Raw genomic sequence first — 19,870 nt, 5'->3', positions numbered from 1 at the left:
ATTTTCACATCCCCATTTTTTGTTTTCCTCTTAAAAACAGTTTTCAATCCAAGATTTTTTCTGGCCGGAAGTCCAGGTAGTCTCCAGAGACCAGCCGATACCGGATTCCATTGTGGAAACCCAGGATACTGTCCTGGAACTGATTCTTCCCATGGCAGTGGGCATAGATCACCTGTTCCGCTCCGTATTTCTCCGCCATCCGGGTAAAGACGCTGTCCTCTTCCAGGATATTGGTGGGCGGATAGTGAAGGAACACCAGGAACTTCCGGTAACCCGCTTCCCAAGCCTGCCGGAAAGAATCTTCCAACCGGATGGCTTCCCGCCGTACCAGTTTCTGAGCATGTTTTTCCGCATCTTGGTCCCAGCTCAACACTTCTCCGGTAAAACGGTTGATCAGGAAAGGCCCTTCGAAGGTGAAGCCTTTGGTCCCTACCAGGGCATACTCTCCATAAGCCGCAAAATTATTCTGGAGGAAGAACAGTTTTCCGGCATATTCCGTATTCAGCACATCTGTTTTCTGGGCTTCCCAGAACATATCATGATTTCCCCGGACGAGGATCTTCCGGCCTGGAAGACGGGCGATGAAAGCCAGATCCTCCCGGCACTGGAACAATTTCCGGCCCCAGGAATGATCCCCTACCAGCACCAGGGTGTCCTCCGGTTTGATCAGATCCTGGCAGTTTTTCCAGATTTTTTCTTCGTGGCGGACCCAGATGGGCCCCATGGCGTCCATGGATTTCTCCGGCCGCTGAAAAGCCAGATGAAGATCCCCCAACGCAAAAAGTGCCATCTGTTCCATCCCCTTTTCTTACTTCAATTTCACCAATTCATACGCTCTTGTCCCCAGCCCGATCTTTTCTCCGTGTTCCAAGGTAGTGGCCCAGTCTACCCGGGGATTACTGTCTAGGAAATGATCGTGATGGCATTCCCAGCCCTTCCGGGCCAGATGGTCCGCCAGCTGGCTGTTAGGCAAAGGCTGTGCCTTCTGGCAGGCATCGGCGCAGGCCTGGTCCAGGGCGATGGGATCAAAGGAAGCGAACATACCGATATTGGGCAGGATGGGAGCGTCGTTTTCCCCGTGGCAGTCACAGTTGGGAGAAATGTCCATCACCATATTGATGTAGAAGCAGGGACGGCCATGGACCACTGCCAAGGCGTATTCCGCCATTTTCCGGTCCAACAGCTCGTTGGCATCCCACTGGACGCTCTGGATGGCATCGAACCCACAGGCACCGATGCAGCGGCCGCAGCCGGCGCATTTTTCTTCATCGATGTGGGCTTTGTGATCAATGTAAGAAATGGCGTCACTGCCGCATTCTTTGGCACAGCGGCCACAGCCCCGGCAAAGCTTTTCATCCACCTTGGGTTTCCCGGAAGAATGCTGTTCCATCTTCCCGGCCCGGCTGCCGCAGCCCATGCCCACGTTCTTCACCGCTCCACCGAACCCAGTGGCTTCATGGCCTTTGAAATGGGCCAGGCTGATGAATACATCCGCATCCATGACGGCGCGGCCGATTTTGGCCTTCTGGATGTACTCCCCTCCGGGAACCGGTACTTCCACTTCATCAGTGCCCCGCAGTCCATCCCCGATGATCACCTGGCACCCAGTGGTAATGGTGTTGTACCCATTGAGGGCTGCACAATCCAGATGATCCAGAGCGTTCTTCCGGCTGCCGGGATACAGGGTGTTGCAGTCGGTAAGGAAGGGTTTGCCGCCCCATTCTTTTACCAGGTCTGCTACAGCTTTTACATACTGAGGCCGGATGGTAGCCAAATTCCCCAGTTCCCCGAAATGCATCTTGATGGCCGTGAATTTCCCCTGGAAGTCGATATCTCCCATATGGGCCGCCTTACACAGCCGCTGGAGCTTGTCCAGGGCGCTGGTGCCCACCGGACAGCGAAAATCCGTAAAATACACTTTTGCCTTTTCCATTTTTTCTCTCCCCTTACTGGATAACCGGGAGCACTCCCGCTATCCGCTTTTTTCCAAAAAGCCGGGCTGGTCCCTCTCGGGTTCCGCACAACCTGCAGGTTCCAGTCCGGTCTTTTTCAGTGATGGTATTTTTCTTTCCGCATGATCTTGAAGGCCCGGTAGATCTGCTCCAAAAGCAAGATCCGGATCATCTGGTGGGTGAAGGTGAGGGGTGAGAAGCTCCACCGGAAATCTGCCCGCTTCCGCAGGGCATCCGTGTAGCCAAAAGGTCCCCCGATCACAAAGGTCAGATGGCTGACCCCTTCCACCATCCACTGTTCCATTTTTTCCGCCAGCTGGGGAGACGAGATTTCCTTCCCCCGAAGGTCCAGGAGGACCACAAAACTGTGTTCTGGGATCAGTTTCAAGATCCGTTCCGTTTCCTTCTCCAGCACCTGTTCCTTCACCGCCGGAGACGGATTCTCCGGCATCTTCTCCTCCGGGATGCAGCGGGTTTCCAGCTGGCAGTAGGCACCCAGCCGTTTGGTGAACTCCTGTTCCGCCTCCCGGAGATAATTTTCTTTCAGTTTGCCTGCGCAGGCCAGCGTGATCCGAATCATTGCTGGCTGTTCTGCTGGGGTATTTCCGTCAGGGTCACGATCTTATTGACCTCTTCGTCCCCCCGGAGGATGGTCACAGGCACCTGCTGCCCCACCTGGCATTTACCCAAAGCGTCCCGCAGGGCGGCTACAGAATCCACCTTAGCACCATTGAACTTAACGATAATATCATTTGGCCGAATGCCTCCACGATATGCAGGGCCGTCTTGAAACATCTTTACGACGAACAGCCCTCCTCTCAGGTCCAGATCAAAGCCCAGACGCTGCGCCAGGGTTTGATCCAACAGGCTGACCCCCAGATAGGGACGGACCACCCGTCCTTTTTCCGCCAATTCCTTCAAGATGGGCTTGGCTTCATTGATAGGAATGGCAAATCCGATGCCCTCCACGCCGGAAGCGGCGATTTTAGCGCTGTTGATGCCGATGACCTGGCCGTCCGCATTCACCAAGGCCCCCCCGGAATTCCCCGGATTGATGGCGGCGTCGGTCTGGATCAGCCGGAAGCGCCGTTCCCCCATATCCAGGGAACGGTTCAGGGCGCTGATGACCCCTGCGGTCACACTGCCCCGAAATTCCATGCCCAGCGGGTTCCCGATGGCAATGGCCGGTTCGCCCACCATCAGGGAGTCAGAATCCCCGAATTCCGCCACCGGCAGTTCCTCATCCGCATCGATTTTCACCACCGCCAGATCCGTATTGGGGTCCGTCCCCAGCACCTTCCCGTTGTAGGTCTTTCCGTCAGGCAGGCTCACCACGATTTCCTGGGCCCCAGCCACCACATGGTTGTTGGTGGCAATGAGGCCATCCTTGCTGTAGATGACCCCGGATCCGCTGCCCTGTTCCACCAGCTGGGTCCGATTGAAATAATCCCGGACCAGTGCCTTGTTGGTGATCCCTACCACAGCCGGTCCCACTTTCTTGGCAGCCTGGACGATGGGGGTATTCCGGGCCGCACTCATGCTGGCTTCAGCTTTCTTGGTCTGCTGTTCCTGGGTGGATACAGCCGGCTTCGTTTCGGTCTTACTGGCTGGCTTGTTGCTGGCCAGGCCGCACCCAGCCGTCAGGAAGCTGGCGCTGAGAGAAAGAGCCACCAGCATGCTCAAGGTTTTCTTCGTAATGGTATGTTTCATGATTCCACTCCTCTTCAGCGGACATTGCTGACCATTTCCTGCTGCTGGGCTACATACAGCTGGATTTCCCTGGTACGGGGACACTCCCGGAGTACATCCCGCACAGTCTGGTACGCAATATCCGGCGTATTGTTCTTTTCACTGAGATGGGCCAGGAACACTTCTGCCGGCGGTTCCGCCAGGGAAGTGAGGAACTGTCCCGCCGTCCGGTTGGACAAATGGCCTTCTTTCCCCAAGATCCGCTTCTGCAGGGCCGGTGGATAAGGACCGTGGCGCAGCATGTCCTCATCATGATTGGCTTCCAGGACCATGACCGCTGCACCTTCTGCCGCCAGTTCCACGGTTTTTGTGATGATCCCGCAGTCCGTCAGATAGGTGCATTTTTCGTCTCCATGGAAGATTTCATACCCCACCGGATCGGCTGCGTCATGAGGGATCCGGAACGGTTCGATCCGCAGGTTCCCCATGCTGCAGCTCCGGGGAATCACCCGCACCTGAGGCCGGGGCAGCAGCCGTCTTACAGGGAGCTGGGCCCAAGTCCTTTCATTGGCAAAGATCGGGACCGTACTGTAATGCCGGGCAAATACATCCAATCCGGCAATATGGTCCCGGTGTTCATGGGTCAGGAATACCCCGCTGAGGTCCTCCGGTTCCAAGCCACAATCCTTCAGTCCCTGGACAATCCGCCGGCAAGAAATCCCTGCATCGATCAGGATCGCCGTCTGGCCGGCCCGGATCAGGGTGGAATTCCCCCTGCTCCCGCTGGCCAGTACATCCACTTCAAAATCAGTCATCGTCATGGCAACACCGTTCTATACAAAAATGTCGGGGCGCCCTTCTCATACCCCGCTATTATACTTACTATTATAGCAAAAACCCTGAAAGAAATGTAAAAAAACACCGAACTCTCCAGGAGTCCGGCATTTTTTCCTCTGAAATTCAGTTCTTCTCAGGCTGGCAGTCCGCACATAAGCCATAGAAGTAAAACTGATGGCCCTGGACAGTGAAGCCCGTTTCCTTTGCCACCATATCCTCAATGGCTTTGGCATCCAGATGGGGCACATCACAGACCTTCCCGCATTTCATGCAGCGGATATGCGGATGTTCCATCACGTTTGCATCATACCGGAAGCTGTCCTCCCCGGTGTTCAGCACCTGGATCACATGCAGCTTGCTGAAGATTTCCACGGATTTATAGACCGTCGCAAAGCTCATGGTAGGATATTTCTCCTTCACTTTGTTATAGATCATCTCTGCCGTAGGATGTTCCGTTGTATGGGCCAGCATATCATAGACAGCCAGTCTCTGAGGCGTTACTTTGCAGCCGTTGTCCCGGAGCAATTTCGCCAGTTCTGCAGCAGTTAACGTAATCAACACCTCCGTTCCCTTATTTTAATTACACTTTTTGATAATGATTACTATAATTAATATAGCTTTTTAAATGGTTTTTGTCAACTATTTTTTATTTTTCAGAAAGCCGGATACAGCGTTGATTTTTGCCTTTTCAATAATAGTTATTAAATATTTTACATTTCCCTTACGCGTCCCTGCTTCAAATAAAAAAAATAAAATCCATTCCAAGTCAGTAAAACTTTACGGACTTGGAAGGATCATTGCGTCTTTGCAGATGGACAGCCAATGAATATCTTTTTTTAATCTTGGATAGTCACCGGCATCCCCACATAGGCCACCTTTTCCAGTTCCCGGAGATGGCTGTTGTCCAAACGGACGCAGCCTTCCGAAGCATCCGTGCCAATAGAAGCTGGGTCATGGGTCCCGTGGATTCCGATACCGTCCCAATTGCCCTGGCTCAGGTCTTCCGTATCCAGGCTCAGGAACCAAGGCCCATATGCTCCCTGGATCTCTCCGTTGCCGTCTCCGAAATCATGGGTCCAGCCGGAAGCATCATCGATTTCGTCGATGGCAAAAGTCCCTACAGGCGTCATATTGTCTCCCCGCCGTTCCTTCTGGCCCAGGCCGCCTTTCCCAATGGCACAGCCCCAGGTCCGGACTACTGTATCTCCGTCCTTCACATACAGTTTATGATCACTTTTATCGATCAGGATGGAATATTTCTTTCCCTGTTCCAGAGGCTGCACTGCTGCAGGCTGGGGTGCGGTCTGCTGAGGATTTTCATGCTTTTTTTGGAGGCTTTCCACTGGGGTTTCCTTCTGTTCCGGCAGTCCGGAGGCATCTTTTTTCATCGTATCCGTCTGGTTGGCTGCCGGCTTCTTTACCGGCACGGTGGGACCCGGCGCCCCCACCCCTTTATAACCCAGGGCAAAACAGCCCGTAAGCAGCACCCCTAAAAAGACCAAGGTGCAGACTCCCAGCATGATTCCCTTTCTTCTGCGGTTCTGGGACCTTTCCGTCCCCTTTTGCTTTCCGTCCATAAAACAATCCCTCTTTCTTCATGTAAGCCTTATGATACCATCCGCCGTATCTCCCTGCAATCCCCGGACTTTAAATTTTTTAGAAATTCCTCTTGACAAGTGTATCGAAAAAGATTACTATACAAGCAACGTTGAAAATCGTAAGGCAATGACCAAAACAAGTACACTTCAAAAAGTGGCACAGAGAGCGCGAATCACCGGCTGAAAGTTTGCGCCGAAGCTTGAGGAGATGGAATGCCTTTGGGAGCCGAAGGCCTGAAAAAAAAGTAGGGTCTTCCGGGGAGCCGCCGTTATCGGTATGAGTGGCAGCTGGGATCCAGCTGCAATCAGAGTGGAACCGCGAGAAGATCGCCTCTGTGAGGAGGCGGTCTTTTTTGTGTCCAAAGGGGAGGAAAGACTTATGTTTGCATCCATGCGCAATGATATCCGAGTCATCAAACAACGGGATCCGGCCGTAAAGAATACCCTGGAAGTCCTGCTTTGCTATTCCGGACTCCACGCCATCTGGGCCTATCGGATTTCCCATTTCTTTTATCAAAGATCCTGGTTCGTCACGGCTCGGCTCATTTCCACTCTGGCCCGGCTCCTGACTGGTATCGAGATCCATCCCGGTGCTCAGATCGGGGAAGGACTCTTCATCGATCATGGTTCCGGCATTGTCATCGGGGAAACCACCATCATCGGCAATAATGTTTCCCTTTACCAGGGAGTGACCCTGGGCGGCACCGGAAAAGAAAAAGGGAAGCGGCACCCCACCATCGGAGACTATGTGGTGGTGGCCTGCGGTGCCAAAGTCCTGGGTTCTTTTACGGTGGGAGAAGGAGCCAAGATCGGTGCTGGCAGCGTAGTGCTGAAAGAAGTCCCTCCCTATGCCACTGTGGTAGGCATCCCAGGCCATGTGGTAGCCCGGAAAGGCGTGCGGGTGGCCCCGGCCCATTCCGAACGGGATGTGGACCTGAACCACAACCGGCTGCCGGACCCTATCGAAGACCAGATCGCCGCCCTGGAAAAGCAAGTAGCCCTGCTAAAACGGCAGGTCAGCGACCTGCGGGCCCAGCAGGAAGGCCCAGCCCTGAAACAGGTTGTCAATTTCCGCTGATCATTCAGCCAACTTCCGAAAAAAAGTGCTCCGGTACTTTTTTTCGAGACGGATATCCTAGTATTTTCCTTGGAAAAGGAGGTTTTCACTTTGCCGCAAAATTGGTGGAAAAAGCCCCAGGGACCCCGATGTTGAAGTTCCCTGGAGAGCAAGTTGAGAAAGTAGCTGTTGATTGACAGACTTTAAATTTATGGAATCAAAGGAGAGATCATTATGTCTAAAATTTATACAAGTGTATTGGATCTGATTGGCCATACCCCTCTGCTGGAACCGGTGAAGTTCGGAGCGGACAAGAACCTCCAGGCCCGTCTGCTGGTGAAGCTGGAAAGCTTCAACCCGGCTGGCTCCGCCAAGGACCGGATTGCCAAGGCCATGATCGAAGATGCGGAAAAACGGGGCGTGCTGAAAAAAGGCGGCGTCATCATCGAGCCCACCAGCGGCAACACGGGCATTGGCCTGGCAGCTGTAGCAGCCATGAAAGGCTACCGGGCCATCATGGTGATGCCGGAAACCATGTCCATTGAACGGCGGAACATGATTGCCGCCTACGGTGCTGAAGTGGTGCTGACGGAAGCCAAGAAAGGCATTGCTGGTTCTGTGGAAAAAGCCAAGGAACTGGCCGCCTCCATCCCCGGCAGCTTCATCCCGGAACAGTTCGACAACCCGGCCAACCCGGCAGCCCACAAAGCCACTACGGGCCCGGAAATCTATGAAGACACCGACGGTGCAGTGGATATTTTCGTAGCCGGTGTGGGTACCGGCGGTACCCTGACCGGTGTTGGGGAATATTTGAAGGAAAAGAAACCTTCCGTAAAAGTGGTGGCTGTGGAACCGGCGGATTCTCCTCTGCTGAGCCAGGGCAAACCCGGTCCCCACAAGATCCAGGGCATCGGCACCAACTTCCTGCCCAAGACCCTGAACACCAAGATTTACGATGAGATCCTCACTTCCACTACGGACCAAGCCTACGAAACTGCACGGGACTTCATCCATCATGAAGGGTTCCTGATCGGGATTTCCGGCGGGGCTGCCCTGTATGCTGCCGTAGAAGTGGCCAAACGGCCGGAAAACAAAGGCAAGACCCTGGTGGTGCTGCTGCCGGACAACGGAGACCGGTATCTGACCACTCCTGGATTTTTGAAGAAGGAAGACTAAAAAAGGGGTGTGAAAAGATTCACACCCCGGTCACGGGCCGCGGCTCACGGCTCGCGACCCGCGACCAAAAGAGGCTGTGAAGAAATCGATTTGAGCTGACCCCCAATTGTTAGACCAAAAATCTAACAATTGGGGGTCAGTTTTTTATGGCAAAACACAGCTATGAATTTAAGAAAAAAATAGTACTGGAATATTTGAACAGTGACGAAGGGTGTATTTCTATTTCACGTAAATATGGGATGGCAAGTAGCAGCCAGCTGCTAAAGTGGGTTGCTGCTTACAAGGCATTTGGTGATGATGGACTGAAAAGATCCCGCTCTCAAAAAATATACTCTTTCAAAGAAAAACTTTCTGTGGTAGAGTCTTACTTAACAAATGAAATCTCATATCAGGAACTAGCAATTCAAGTAGGGATCAACAACCCATCAATGATTGCCAGATGGGTCAATGAATTTAGAATTGCGGGACCAGATGCTTTACGGTCACATAAAAAAGGCAGGAAGAGAACTTTGAACAAATCTCAAACCAAAAAAACAGATACCCAGGTTCAGCAGCCGATGGTCGACATCAGTGTGGAACATGTCAAGGAGTTAGAGGATGAAAATCTTAAACTCCGTATAGAGAATGCTTTTTTAAAAGAACTGAGGAGACTGCGTTTAGAGGACGAAGCAAAAATGAGAGAGTTGCGAAAATCATCTCCAGTCTCCGAAGATCATTCAAATTGAAAGACCTTCTCTCCTATACTCAAATGCCCAAAGCGACCTATATGTACTGGCAGAAACGGTTTGACCGCGTGAATCCAGACCAGGAAGTAGAGGACAAAATACAGGAAATCCGCAGCCAGCATAAAGATTATGGATATCGGCGCATGACCGGTGAGCTGAAGAATCAAGGGATTTGCGTGAACAAGAAGAAAGTTCAACGTATCATGCAGAAACTGAGCCTTCAGGTAACATCCTTTACCCGGAAAAGCCGTAAATACAGTTCCTATAAGGGTAAGGTAGGGACCATTGCTCCGAATAGAATACATCGTCGTTTTGAGACGAATATCCCACATCAGAAGATTACGACCGATACTTCAGAATTCAAATATTATGAAGTAGATACACAGGGACATCTGACCCTGCACAAGCTTTATCTGGATCCTTTCCTGGACATGTTCGATGATGAAATCATCAGCTATGGAATAGCCAAACGTCCTTCGGCTGAAAGCATACTGGAAGCTCAAGCTGAAGCAATCGAAATTACTGCTGATTGTCCATATCGAAGAACGTTTCACTCCGATCAGGGCTGGGCATACCAAATGAAGGCCTATACCAGGAAACTAAAAAAAGAACGAATTTTTCAGAGCATGTCTCGAAAGGGTAACTGTCATGATAACGCTGTAATGGAAAACTTTTTCGGCTTAATGAAACAGGAAATGTATTATGGAGTGATCTACTACAGCTACGAAGAACTAAGAGCCGCTATCGAACGATACATCAAATACTATAACGAACAAAGGATCAAGGAAAAACTGGGCTGGAAAAGTCCTGTTCAATACAGGCTTTCTTTGCTGGCAGCATAAAAAAGTAACGAGACAGTAAAAACCATCTCGTTACTAAGGTCTAACTTTTTGGAGTCACATCAATTTTCTTCACAGCCTCTTTTATTTACCACTAAACACCCCATTGGCATTCTTCAGACAGTTCAGGGTCCGGGGAAATCCGATATAGGGATTCATCACTGTAATGACGCCGATGGCTTCTTCGCGGGTAGCTCCGGCAGCCAAGAGACCTCTCACGTGAGAAGTGAACTGGGGTTCCCCAGTACCCATGGTGCCTATGGCCGCCACGGTGATCATTTCCCGGGTCTTCAGATCCAAGTTCTTCCGAGTATAGATATCTCCGAAGCAGAAAGCAGACAAGTCATCTTGAAGGTGCTTCTGCTCTTCCGGGGTATTCGCCCGCATCTGGTTGATCCGTTCCCCATAGGTCCCCACCTGGAAAGCCAGCCCTTTTTCGAACCGGTCAGCATCGGTGGTGGTCCCATCGGCTGGGAGAGGCAGGGCCACTCCATTCTTCCGAAACACCCCGTTCACCGTTTCCATGGCATCCGCTACTCGGCCGAAGCCGATGTAGGGAGCCAGCTGATACAATGTTTCCCGGATTTCAATGGGCTTCACCCCATCCTGGAGGGCCCCCTGGACATTTTTTCCCAAAAGGCTCTGGTTCTGCTGGGTCACCAGCACCGCCAGGGTGATCAGATGCTGATCCCGGGAGGATAGTTTGGCCTGCCGGGCAATGTCCCCGTAAATGTATTTCTTCATCAGGCCATCCAATTCCGGGTCCGTCTTTTCCAGTCCCATTGCCTGTTTGCCCATCATCTGGGCGTAAGTCTTCCGGGCCTCCTCTGCCCGGCTGTATCCGTCCAGGGTGCTGGCAGTCAGAGCCGCTGCATAACTGGGACCGGTAAAATGGTCCTTGTTGGCGGCATTGTAATTCCCGACTGGGAAGATAGCTCCCGGTACCCCTCTCAGGGCCTGCTCCACCTGAGCCGATTCAGGAGGGACCGGCAGTTCCCGGGCAGCTGCACTGCCCAGACACCCTCCAGCAAAGGTCAGCAGCCCTATGGCCAGGAACATCCCGAAAAAAAACTTTCTCATGCTGTTTTTCCTTTCTCTTCCCCTGTCTCCTCAGAGAGTCCGTCCATAGAAGCCCACCAGTTTGTTGACAGCCTGGTTCACATAGCTGGGCACATAATAGGTCTGGATGTGGGTGGCTCCAGGGATTTCAAACAGTTCCTTGTCCTGGGTCCCGGTGGCTTTCTGGAAGGCATCCTGGGTCATGTACAAGGTGTCCGCTTTGCTGCCGGCAATCATCAGCAGGGGCACGTTGATCAGGTCGATCTGATCGGTGGCATCCCAGGCCATCAGTTCCGTCAGGCTGCTGGTGGTATAGTCAAAAGTGGAATTGGGGTGGCGGTGGGTCTGTCCATAATAGACCATCCCTTCCCGATACAGGTCCGTGGGAATCTTCTTCAGGCTTTCTTCCGTAATGGAATCAAAGTCCAGATGGCCGGAAATGGGTTCCTTCCCGGTTTCCAAAGCGGTCTGCCGGGCATCGGAAGCCGCCTTCAGACGCTGCTGCACCGTATCCTTCTGGCCGTCCAAGAACCCTTCCCGGCGGACCCGGCCGCTGTTGAACATGCTGATGGTGGCCACAGCCTTCATCCGTTTGTCCGATTTGGCCGCATTCAGGGTGTAACCGCCTCCGCCGCAGATGCCCAGGGCCCCAATCTGGGTCTTATCCACTCCGGGATACTGGGAAATGAAGTCCACCATACCATGGATGTCTTCCGTCCGAAAGTAAGGCACATCCTTGTGCCGGGGTTCCCCGCCGGAAGCCCCCTGGAAGGTAGCGTCCGCAGCAATGGTCACATACCCGTTTTCCGCCAGCCGCTGGGCGTACAGTCCGGCTACCTGTTCCTTCACGCCCCCGTTGGGATGGGCCACCACGATGGCTGCGTACTTCCCGTCTTTGGTATAACCGGCCTGGGTATACACATTGGCCGCAATCTGGTTCCCATTCAGGTTGTAATGGACAGGATGGATGTTCACCTTACCCGCTTCATTTTTCGTAACGGCTCCCCGGTACACCAGTCCGTAGGGATTGGGCGCCGGTCAGTCCACCGCAGCCGCAGAAGCCAGGGATGTTACCCCCAGAGCCATGGCCAGCAAAGCCGTCAACACCATTTTCTTTCTGAAGAACATTATAGTTTCCTCCTTTTTGTCTTTTCTTTATTTTTCACTGTCCTCTGCATATTCCGGCAGCAGGTTGCTTACATAGGGCTTTTTCCCCGACAGCACATCATCATAGAACGTTTCTTTCCAGTCAATGTAGGCAATGGATTCCTGGATTTCCTGGATCTTTTCCTCCAGATTTTTTCTTTTTTCCTTCAGCATTTTTTTCCGTTTGGGAATGGATGCCGGTCCCTGGAGGCACATTTGCAGATACTCCCGCATTTCCTGGATGCTGAGTCCGCAGCCCTTCAGACATTTCAGGCTTTTGATCCAGGCCACATCGTGTTCGCTGAAGATCCGCCGGTTCAGCCGGTCCCGTTTCACATGGGGGATCAGTCCCTCATTGCAGTAGAATTTCAGGGTTTCATAAGGAAGACCCGTAGCTTCACAGGCCTGTTTCATGGTATACATCGACAGTCACTCCCTTGTTCTGCAGAATGTTCTTTGGCTGTTTCCTTTAAAGGTTATATCCAATGTACCATCCGGTATGTACTACCGGTCAAGAGCTTTTTTTATTTTTTCCCTGTCCCCGATTTCAGTAATCGATCCGGAAAGCCGGGGAGCATCACCCCAACGCAGTTTCCATTATACGGAAATCCTGGATTTCCAGAAGTTTTCCTCTGTTTAACGGGCAGAAGCCTTTGGGTTCTCACCAGAAAAAAGTCCTGGTATTTCTCAAAAAAGTCCTTGACCGGTAGTTGCTGCCGGAGCGTACAGTAAAGGATAATCAAAAAAACACCGGCAGTTCTGCTGCCGGTCAAAAGGAAGGAAGTATTCTCATGGAAGCATTTACTTACAGCTACCCTGTCAAAACCTATTTTGGAAAAGGAGCCGCCCCTGCCAACCTGCCGGCGGAACTGGCCAAAGTGGGCCCCAATGTGCTGCTGGCCTATGGGGGCGGTTCCATCAAACGAAACGGCGTTTATGAAGAACTGACGGATCTCTTAAAAAAAGCCGGCAAAACCGTCTTCGATTTTTCCGGGATCATGTCCAATCCCACCTACGAAAAGGTCCAGGAAGGCGCCCGTCTGGCCCGGGAACAGAAAATCGACTTTATCCTGGCCGTAGGCGGCGGATCCGTCCTGGACTGCTGCAAGATCATTTCCGCCCAGGCTCTTCTGGAAGAAGACATCTGGGAATATGAATACGCCCAGCACCAGCAGCCTGAGAAATTCCTGCCCATGGGGGCTGTGGTCACAGCTTTTGGCACCGGGGCTGAAATGAACAACGGGGCCGTGATCACCCACGAAGCCAAAAAGAGCAAATCTCCACTTTGGGGCGCTTTCTATGATTTCGCCATCCTGGATCCGTCCTATACCCTGACCATGCCCCTGGGACAGGTGATTTCCGGTGCCTTTGATTCCCTGAGCCACTGTATGGAAACCTATCTGGGTTCTCCCCGGGAGGTGAATCTTTCTGATGAGATCAACGAAGCCTGTCAGCGGAACATCATCCGGAACATCCGGAAGACCCTCCAGGATCCCCAGGATACTCAGATCCGCAGCGAACTGCTCTGGGCGGCTGCTATGGGAGAAAACGGTATCCTGAAGATTGGCAAGACTGGAGACTTCCAGTGCCATATGCTGGAACACCAGCTGGGGGCTTACACCAACTGCAATCATGGGAGAGGCCTGGCCGTGCTCCATCCGGCGCTGTACCGCCACTATCTGCCGGAAGCCGCCGGACAGTTTGCCCGGCTGGCCGTGAACGTATGGGGTGTGGAGCCGGCAGGCAAGTCCCAGGAAGAACTGGCCAGTGCCTTTGTGGACCAGCTGACCGCCTTTATCAAGGAAATCGGTCTCCCCACCAGCTTCCGAGAACTGGGCATCCCGGAAGACACGGATCTGAAGGCCATAGCAGATACCACCATCCTTACCGGAGGCTGCCCGAAGAAATTCACCCGAGAAGAACTGCTCCAGGTGCTGCTGGAGTGTGAATGAAAAAAGGGGCTGTTGCATGTGCAGCAGCCCCTTTCACTCCGGCAGCTCCAGCACCTTTTTCAGGGCTTTCAGGAAATATTGGACCGGTTTTGAAGGAATTGGATTGTACAGGATTCCGTAATCCATGGCGTAGTCCCAGTCCATGGTGCGGCTGGTCAGGAGCGGGTGGCTGTTTTCCCAGATGGGAAATCCCACCAGCAGCCAGCCCTGGTTGACGCAGGCATTGAAGATTTCCAGATTGAAAAAGGGAAAGTCCCGCATTTTCACTCCAGGATGCCGGAGAGTGATCTCCGCCCGGAGCTTGTCCATCTGGTTGCTCCATCCGGCCTGGATCACACAGAGTGTCTCTCCCTCCAGATCCTTCCAGGTGAGGTTGGATTTTTTCGTCAGAGGATGGTTCACTGGCATATAGATTTCCATGGGCTGCTTCTGGATGGCCAGCCCGGTACAATATTCATGGAGATGGAACATCCCTTCATCAAATACCCCGGCCACCACATCGATGTTCTGGCCCAGGTTCTTCAGGATTTCCCGGGCACTTTCAATGGTATTGTCATAGGGGATCAGGTGGAACTGGATATCCGCACTGACCTGTTGGAGCTTGGGCCACAGATCCAGCAGGAAATCCACCGGAGTCATGGGACTGGTCCCCAGCCGGATCACCTTCTGCTCCTTCTGCCGGGCAGACTGGGCCCGCTGGACGGAATCCTGGCAGTACTGGATCAGATACCGGGCATCCTGGAGCAAGGATTCCCCAGCTGTGGTCAGTTCCAGTCCCCGGTGGGACCGGCTGAACAGCCGCAGATCCAGGGCCGCCTCCAGCAAATTGATCTGCTTGATCACCGCAGGAGGAGAAATATGAAGGTCTTCCGCCGCTTTATTGAAGCTGCCAGCTTCCGCCACCTTCAGAAAGGTGAGAATCTGGGGATTGTACAACGGATTGGGCACGGGAATCATCCCCTTCTATAGAGTTTCTATAGAACTTATTCTATCCGGTAGTAACTTCTCCCTTTATTTTCAACAGAATTTTTTGGAAGACAGGGTCAGCAGCAGTACGATAAGGCTGCACACTTTCAAGGTATAGGCCTGAAGAGCCCCTTTTTCTTCTTTGGAAAAGAACATGTTCCCGTCCTCCTTTCTGCCATATTTTCAGGAGTGGATCTTCCAATGGTGGAGCATCTGGATAAAGGCCGGATCCCCGTGGTCCACGATTTCGCTGTGTCCCAGATCCAGGGTTCCAATCTGGGCCATATCCTCTTCGGTCAGCTGGAAATCCCAGATGTCCAGATTCTGTTTGATCCGGTCACAATGGACGGATTTTGGGATGATGGACACCCCCCGCTGGACATTCCAGCGAAGAGCCACCTGGGCCGCTGTCTTGCCGTATTTTTGGCCAATGGCTGTCAGCACCGGATGGGTGAAGATATTGTGCTTTCCTTCAGCCAGCGGTCCCCAGGCCTGGGGCTGCACCCCATAGGCTTTCATGTTTTCCAGGGCTTTGGGCTGGGCAAAGAAGGGATGGAGTTCCACCTGGTCCACCGCCGGCAGGATTTCCACGGTTTCACAGAAATCCGCCAGGGGAGCCGGATAGAAGTTGGCCACCCCAATGGCCCGGATTTTTCCATCCTGATAGGCTTCTTCCAGGGCTTTCCAGGATCCCAGCACATCTCCCACCGGCTGGTGGAGCAGATACAGGTCCAAATAATCCAGCCCCAGTTTTTCCAGGGATTGTTCCAGGCCGGCTTTGCCCTTTTCATAGCCGTAATCCTGCACCCACAGTTTGGAAGTGACAAAAATCTCTTCCCGGGGGATGCCGCTTTTCCGGATGGCACGGCCCACCGCTTCTTCATTGCCATAGGCGGCCGCCGTATCCAGCAGCCGATAGCCGGCTTTAAGGGCTCCCCAGGTCACTTCTTCACATTCCGCCGGATCCGGGATCTGGAAGACCCCGAACCCTTCCAGGGGCATGACAACCCCATTGTTCAGTACAACATGTTCCATGATTTGCTTTCCTTTCCTTTAGGATTTCTTTTGGCCCCATTATAAAAGAAAACAGGCCGCTCCAGAAGTTTCCTTCTGGCAACAGCCTGTAACCTGCAGGTTATAAGTTTCCTCAAAGATTGTCAGCGGCCGACAGTCAGCAGCCCCTTTTTTAGGGATTCTCTTTCAGATAATCCGTCCAGCTTTGGGTGATTTTTCCCTGTTGGAGTTCTTTTACATACGTATAGAACTGCTTCAGCCGGTAGATTTTGTGGTCGTCGATGGTCTGGCGCCACCCTTCCTTATGGGTCATGTTGAGCACATCCTGTCCCCCCAGGGCATGCTGCCGGGAACAGATGGTTTCCAGGCTGTCCTGCTGCCCGTTGAGCCAGATATCCCGCATGATCATATAGGCGGTGGTCCGGCCTTTCCCGGCCTGGCAGTGGAAATGGAGCCAGGCATCTCCCGGCAGGGATTTCTGCCACTGGAGGAAGGCATCCACTTCTTCCGGTTCCGGCCAGGTATGGTCCGTACTGGCAAACCGGGCATAGCCCAGGCCGAACAGAGCCGCCGCCTGCTGTTCCGTCAGGGCCGTCTGGACTTTTTCCGTTCCCTTATAATGGGGCTTTTTCTTTTTGTCCAGATGGTAGTAGGATGTTTCCCGGTTTTCCTCCTTTTCCAGCCGCCGGGCTTCCTCCTGCCGGATGGCGGCATCGGATTTCCCCACATTGGCCCAATTGTTGTCCCCGTACCAGCTTACCGCCGCGCCGTTCAGGTATCCATGGTCCTCCTGGCGCAGGTCCACCAGGATCACCTGTTTGGGCTGGATGCCCTGTTTCTGCAGTTCCTGGGTCAGCGCCGCCAGATTCAGGATGGAAGGCTGGCCGCTGCCGCTCATGCGATTGGCGGCATCCACCCGCCAGGACCGGGGCAGCCGGAGTTTGTTGGCCGCATCCAGACGCCACACATAGCCCTTGGAAGGTTTGACGATGTTATCAAGAGACGGTGCTGCCGCCAGGACCATCCCCAGAGAAATCTGGCTGAATACCAGCACCCCCGTCACGATTTTCCAAATCTTCATCTTACCCCTCTTCCCTCTGCACTTACTCTTTTATCCATCCGAACTTCCGGCAGGCATTGAGGATGCCTCCCTTGTCGTTGTCGTCGGTGATGTAGTCCGCCCGTTCTTTGATTACCGGCCGGGCGTTCCCCATGGCCACCCCGAAAAAAGGCTTCCGGAACATGGTGATGTCGTTGAGCCCGTCTCCGAACACCACTGCATCCTTTGGATCCGCTCCCATAAGGCCCATGAGCTTTTCGATGCCGGCCCCTTTGTCCACCGGTTCCACCAGCCAGGTGTTGTCGATGAAGGGCAGATGGGGCAGCTGCCGCCGGTCCGCCGGTTCCGTACCCGGCTGTTCCCGGACGTACATGATTTTGTACACCTGGTCCAGGCTGCCGATGTCCACCGGCTGGACTTTGGTGTTCATGTAATTCCCCGGATCTTCCCGGGGATAGTCCGCATAAGGGGTATACCGGTCCAGGGTGTTGTCCAGCACCACGGACCAAGGCTGGTTCCGTTCCGTCAGTTCCCGGAGCAGGGCCTTAGCCGGTGCCAGGGGCAACCCCTCCATTTCCAGGATCTTTCCATCCACGGTCAGGCTGTTGCCCCCGTCGGCCACCATGGAACGGATGCCGTGCTTGGCCGCAAAAGCCGCCGCATCACACTGGAGCCGGCCCGTGGCCAGAGCTACAAAATGCCCCTCCCGCTGGAGTTCATCCACACAATACTGGGTGTCTTCCGGCACCTGCCCAGTGATTCCCAGCCCCAGGGTCCGATCGATGTCAAAGAAAAAATATTTTTTAGCCATAGGTTCCTTCCTTTGTCAGTGATAGCTTTACAATGATTTCCTATTATAACACAGTCTCACACCCACCGTCTCACGCCAGAGGTCTTGACTATGAAAACGACGCGCAGCTATCACGTTGATGTCGGACTATGGATACAACGGTCATAGAAATGAATCAATCGAAAATCTCGTTTCTATGATTTCCTGTTAAGGCTTTGACACCAACGGTGTAGGGGCTTCCTGTGGGAAGCCCGTCCCGGCCGCCCAGAGGGCAAAAAAATCTGCTGTTCAAGAATGCAATACATTATTCATATATTGTTCAATTGGAAAGGTATAGTCCAGCACAATATCTTCGCCTGCTACATATAGGGATCCCTCCATGATTTGATTGATGCAATCCGTGACTTGATGGATTTCTTTGATTCCTTTTATCTTTTTCTGCTTGTTATAGATTACCGTTACCGCTCCCCAATCCAATTTCCTATGAAATTCTTCATGACTGCATAAATTGAAATCATCGGTTTTGACAAACTGGATCCCATCAAAGGTCTTTCTGTCTGCCTTTTTCAGTTTTTGGGTTATTTTTTCTTTTTCATGCTGACTGCAAACATGGAGGGCTAATTTTACCTTTGGCAGTCCCAATCCTTTTGTTTGCTGCAATTGGGATATCTGCGCTTTTGCATCCCATTTTCCCTTTCTGAGAATGATCCGATTCAGTTTCTTTCCTTCTCTCTCATCTCCGTATATCGTCCAGAATTTCACCGATTGATTGGTTTTATATTGAAGGACCCGAAATATCTGTTCGAAGCTAATCGTTTCTCCTTTTTGATTTTTTAGGTAAATATGTTCCGGTTCACGAAAGTAATATTCCATCAATGAGTCATACTGAAGCATCCTCAACGGGATGACCGCCAATGATGCATATGTTATAGAATTCGCATTGTGGGTTTCCTTATTTTGCAGTTCATCAACGATCAATGGATGCACCTTCTTCCACCACTTTTTTCCCCTGACGATGTTCATGATCAAAGGAATAAATTGGCAGACACATTTTTAAGATGTGCAGTTCGGACCCGTAGGGGCTGCACAACCGGAGGCCCGCCATCTGTACCATTCTTTGACCCTGACGCTGATTCCTTAAAAAAGCTGCAGGGGCAGGATTTTTTCATCACTGCCCTCCGGGAGGCCGGGAAGGGCTTGCCTGCGGCGAAACTCCGCTAAAATATCTTTGATTCCTTTTCTGGAAAACGATACTGCGTTGCATGTTCATTGCTGGATACCAGTATACCGTAAGGGTATCTCTCTGACAAGATTGCCGTGTCATTCGTTTACGAGGATCCTTCCGCCAGACGGATTCTTTCCTAGGATTTCTGATTCCCGACTCCAGCCCTTCTTCCATTGTTTTTTCCCCCCAAGAAATGTACAATAGATTCTGCCGGCCGGGCTGGTCAGTCGGGCGGTACTTTTTCTATAAGGAAGGATTTTTGCCATGCTTCGCAGACTCATGAAATGGCTGACGGGCTTCCCGGAGGGAAAGCGCCCTGCTCCAGCCTCTTCTTCAAAGGGAAGACCCCGTTTCTCTCCCCAGCGTCTCCTGTCCATCATCCTGATCGCCGTACTGGCTGCCGGGCTCTTTTTCTGGCACAGCCTATCCGCCAGACGGGCGGAGGAAAAAGCGGCCCAGGAACGGAACCGGATCATGGACCAGCAGAAAACCAGGCCCAAAACGGCGGCACCGAAGCGGACTCTCCCCCAGGCCGGACAGAAACAGGCCCCGCCCATGAACAAACAAACCGCCGCTCCCCTGTCCCAGCCGACCCAGCCCCAGGGCCCCATACCCACCGGTCCCAAGGTCAAGGCCCAGACTCCGCCCATGATCCAACCGAAGGCGAGGTAGGGCTGTTGCAGTGCAACAGCCACGGTCAGGGGCACTACAATTTTCTTGCAACTTTTTCCAGACTATAATACAATAGAAATCACTGAATTGTCACATTTTGAAATGAGGTGTTT

21 protein-coding genes and 1 other annotated feature are annotated in these 19,870 nt (G+C 52.7%); of the genes, 6 read left to right on the top strand and 15 right to left on the bottom strand.

Going from position 1 to position 19,870, the window contains the following annotated elements; all coding sequences use genetic code 11:
- Nucleotides 1-43: 43 nt before the first annotated feature.
- The 7 genes from BQ2657_RS04825 to BQ2657_RS04795 all read right to left on the bottom strand — a co-directional run bounded on the left by BQ2657_RS04825 (nt 44) and on the right by BQ2657_RS04795 (nt 6,055).
- Nucleotides 44-790: a metallophosphoesterase gene (locus BQ2657_RS04825; RefSeq protein WP_075579615.1), complete on the bottom strand. Its 747-nt coding sequence runs from the start codon at nt 788-790 to the stop codon at nt 44-46.
- A gap of 18 nt (nt 791-808) precedes the next feature.
- Nucleotides 809-1,933 (bottom strand): DUF362 domain-containing protein, encoded by a 1,125-nt coding sequence (locus BQ2657_RS04820; RefSeq protein WP_075579614.1) that lies wholly within the window; start codon nt 1,931-1,933, stop codon nt 809-811.
- 116 nt (nt 1,934-2,049) lie between these two features.
- Complete coding sequence (gene rlmH / locus BQ2657_RS04815; RefSeq protein ID WP_075579613.1) at nt 2,050-2,532, bottom strand: 23S rRNA (pseudouridine(1915)-N(3))-methyltransferase RlmH; 483 nt, start codon at nt 2,530-2,532, stop codon at nt 2,050-2,052.
- A complete protein-coding gene (locus BQ2657_RS04810; RefSeq protein ID WP_075579612.1) occupies nt 2,529-3,662 on the bottom strand; it encodes a S1C family serine protease in 1,134 nt (377 codons plus the stop codon). Before BQ2657_RS04810 ends, rlmH begins: the two co-directional genes overlap by 4 nt.
- A 14-nt stretch (nt 3,663-3,676) precedes the next feature.
- Nucleotides 3,677-4,462, bottom strand: coding sequence for an MBL fold metallo-hydrolase (locus BQ2657_RS04805; protein ID WP_075579611.1), 786 nt, complete (start codon nt 4,460-4,462; stop codon nt 3,677-3,679).
- Between the two features lie 139 nt (nt 4,463-4,601).
- Nucleotides 4,602-5,036, bottom strand: coding sequence for a transcriptional regulator PerR (locus BQ2657_RS04800; RefSeq protein ID WP_187119173.1), 435 nt, complete (start codon nt 5,034-5,036; stop codon nt 4,602-4,604).
- 278 nt (nt 5,037-5,314) lie between these two features.
- Nucleotides 5,315-6,055 carry a L,D-transpeptidase gene (locus tag BQ2657_RS04795; protein ID WP_075579610.1) on the bottom strand — a complete coding sequence of 247 codons (741 nt, stop codon included), beginning with the start codon at nt 6,053-6,055 and terminating at the stop codon, nt 5,315-5,317.
- 139 nt (nt 6,056-6,194) lie between these two features.
- Nucleotides 6,195-6,414: a binding site (T-box leader), on the top strand.
- Nucleotides 6,415-6,455: 41 nt separating this feature from the next.
- Between BQ2657_RS04795 and cysE the strand changes: the two genes are divergently transcribed.
- From cysE to BQ2657_RS13590, 4 genes are all read left to right on the top strand, one after another.
- Nucleotides 6,456-7,154 (top strand): serine O-acetyltransferase, encoded by a 699-nt coding sequence (gene cysE / locus BQ2657_RS04790; protein ID WP_075579609.1) that lies wholly within the window; start codon nt 6,456-6,458, stop codon nt 7,152-7,154.
- 213 nt (nt 7,155-7,367) lie between these two features.
- Nucleotides 7,368-8,309, top strand: coding sequence for a cysteine synthase A (gene cysK / locus BQ2657_RS04785; RefSeq protein ID WP_075579608.1), 942 nt, complete (start codon nt 7,368-7,370; stop codon nt 8,307-8,309).
- Nucleotides 8,310-8,455: 146 nt separating this feature from the next.
- A complete protein-coding gene (locus BQ2657_RS13595; RefSeq protein ID WP_075578809.1) occupies nt 8,456-9,034 on the top strand; it encodes a helix-turn-helix domain-containing protein in 579 nt (192 codons plus the stop codon).
- Nucleotides 9,001-9,876, top strand: a complete 876-nt coding sequence (locus tag BQ2657_RS13590) for an IS3 family transposase (protein ID WP_408607744.1) — start codon at nt 9,001-9,003, stop codon at nt 9,874-9,876. Before BQ2657_RS13595 ends, BQ2657_RS13590 begins: the two co-directional genes overlap by 34 nt.
- An 81-nt stretch (nt 9,877-9,957) precedes the next feature.
- Here BQ2657_RS13590 and BQ2657_RS04770 read toward each other — a convergent pair whose 3' ends face one another.
- From BQ2657_RS04770 to BQ2657_RS04760, 3 genes are all read right to left on the bottom strand, one after another.
- Nucleotides 9,958-10,953: a carboxymuconolactone decarboxylase family protein gene (locus BQ2657_RS04770; protein ID WP_232709006.1), complete on the bottom strand. Its 996-nt coding sequence runs from the start codon at nt 10,951-10,953 to the stop codon at nt 9,958-9,960.
- Nucleotides 10,954-10,983: 30 nt separating this feature from the next.
- Entirely contained in the window at nt 10,984-11,949 is a 966-nt protein-coding gene (locus tag BQ2657_RS04765) for an alpha/beta hydrolase (RefSeq protein ID WP_143224838.1), read from the bottom strand.
- A 138-nt stretch (nt 11,950-12,087) separates the two neighbouring features.
- Nucleotides 12,088-12,501 carry a MerR family transcriptional regulator gene (locus tag BQ2657_RS04760; protein ID WP_075579607.1) on the bottom strand — a complete coding sequence of 138 codons (414 nt, stop codon included), beginning with the start codon at nt 12,499-12,501 and terminating at the stop codon, nt 12,088-12,090.
- A gap of 368 nt (nt 12,502-12,869) precedes the next feature.
- Here BQ2657_RS04760 and BQ2657_RS04755 point away from each other — a divergent pair, with 368 nt between their 5' ends.
- Nucleotides 12,870-14,030, top strand: a complete 1,161-nt coding sequence (locus tag BQ2657_RS04755; RefSeq protein ID WP_075579606.1) for an iron-containing alcohol dehydrogenase — start codon at nt 12,870-12,872, stop codon at nt 14,028-14,030.
- Nucleotides 14,031-14,063: 33 nt separating this feature from the next.
- Here BQ2657_RS04755 and BQ2657_RS04750 read toward each other — a convergent pair whose 3' ends face one another.
- From BQ2657_RS04750 to BQ2657_RS04730, 5 genes are all read right to left on the bottom strand, one after another.
- Nucleotides 14,064-14,978, bottom strand: a complete 915-nt coding sequence (locus BQ2657_RS04750) for a LysR family transcriptional regulator (protein WP_232709004.1) — start codon at nt 14,976-14,978, stop codon at nt 14,064-14,066.
- Between the two features lie 201 nt (nt 14,979-15,179).
- On the bottom strand, nt 15,180-16,031 hold the full coding sequence (locus BQ2657_RS04745) for an aldo/keto reductase (RefSeq protein ID WP_075579605.1): 852 nt from the start codon (nt 16,029-16,031) through the stop codon (nt 15,180-15,182).
- A gap of 151 nt (nt 16,032-16,182) precedes the next feature.
- On the bottom strand, nt 16,183-17,091 hold the full coding sequence (locus BQ2657_RS04740) for a protein-tyrosine phosphatase family protein (RefSeq protein WP_075579604.1): 909 nt from the start codon (nt 17,089-17,091) through the stop codon (nt 16,183-16,185).
- Nucleotides 17,092-17,113: 22 nt separating this feature from the next.
- Entirely contained in the window at nt 17,114-17,881 is a 768-nt protein-coding gene (locus BQ2657_RS04735; protein ID WP_075579603.1) for an HAD family hydrolase, read from the bottom strand.
- A gap of 267 nt (nt 17,882-18,148) precedes the next feature.
- Nucleotides 18,149-18,838: a hypothetical protein gene (locus BQ2657_RS04730; protein ID WP_075579602.1), complete on the bottom strand. Its 690-nt coding sequence runs from the start codon at nt 18,836-18,838 to the stop codon at nt 18,149-18,151.
- 511 nt (nt 18,839-19,349) lie between these two features.
- Here BQ2657_RS04730 and BQ2657_RS04725 point away from each other — a divergent pair.
- Entirely contained in the window at nt 19,350-19,757 is a 408-nt protein-coding gene (locus BQ2657_RS04725; protein ID WP_143224837.1) for a hypothetical protein, read from the top strand.
- Nucleotides 19,758-19,870 lie beyond the last annotated feature (113 nt).

This window comes from Acidaminococcus massiliensis (genome assembly GCF_900095825.1).
Lineage (GTDB): Bacteria > Bacillota > Negativicutes > Acidaminococcales > Acidaminococcaceae > Acidaminococcus > Acidaminococcus massiliensis.
Note: the sequence above shows the minus strand (reverse complement) of the source record. Positions and strands in the feature narration are given on the sequence as shown.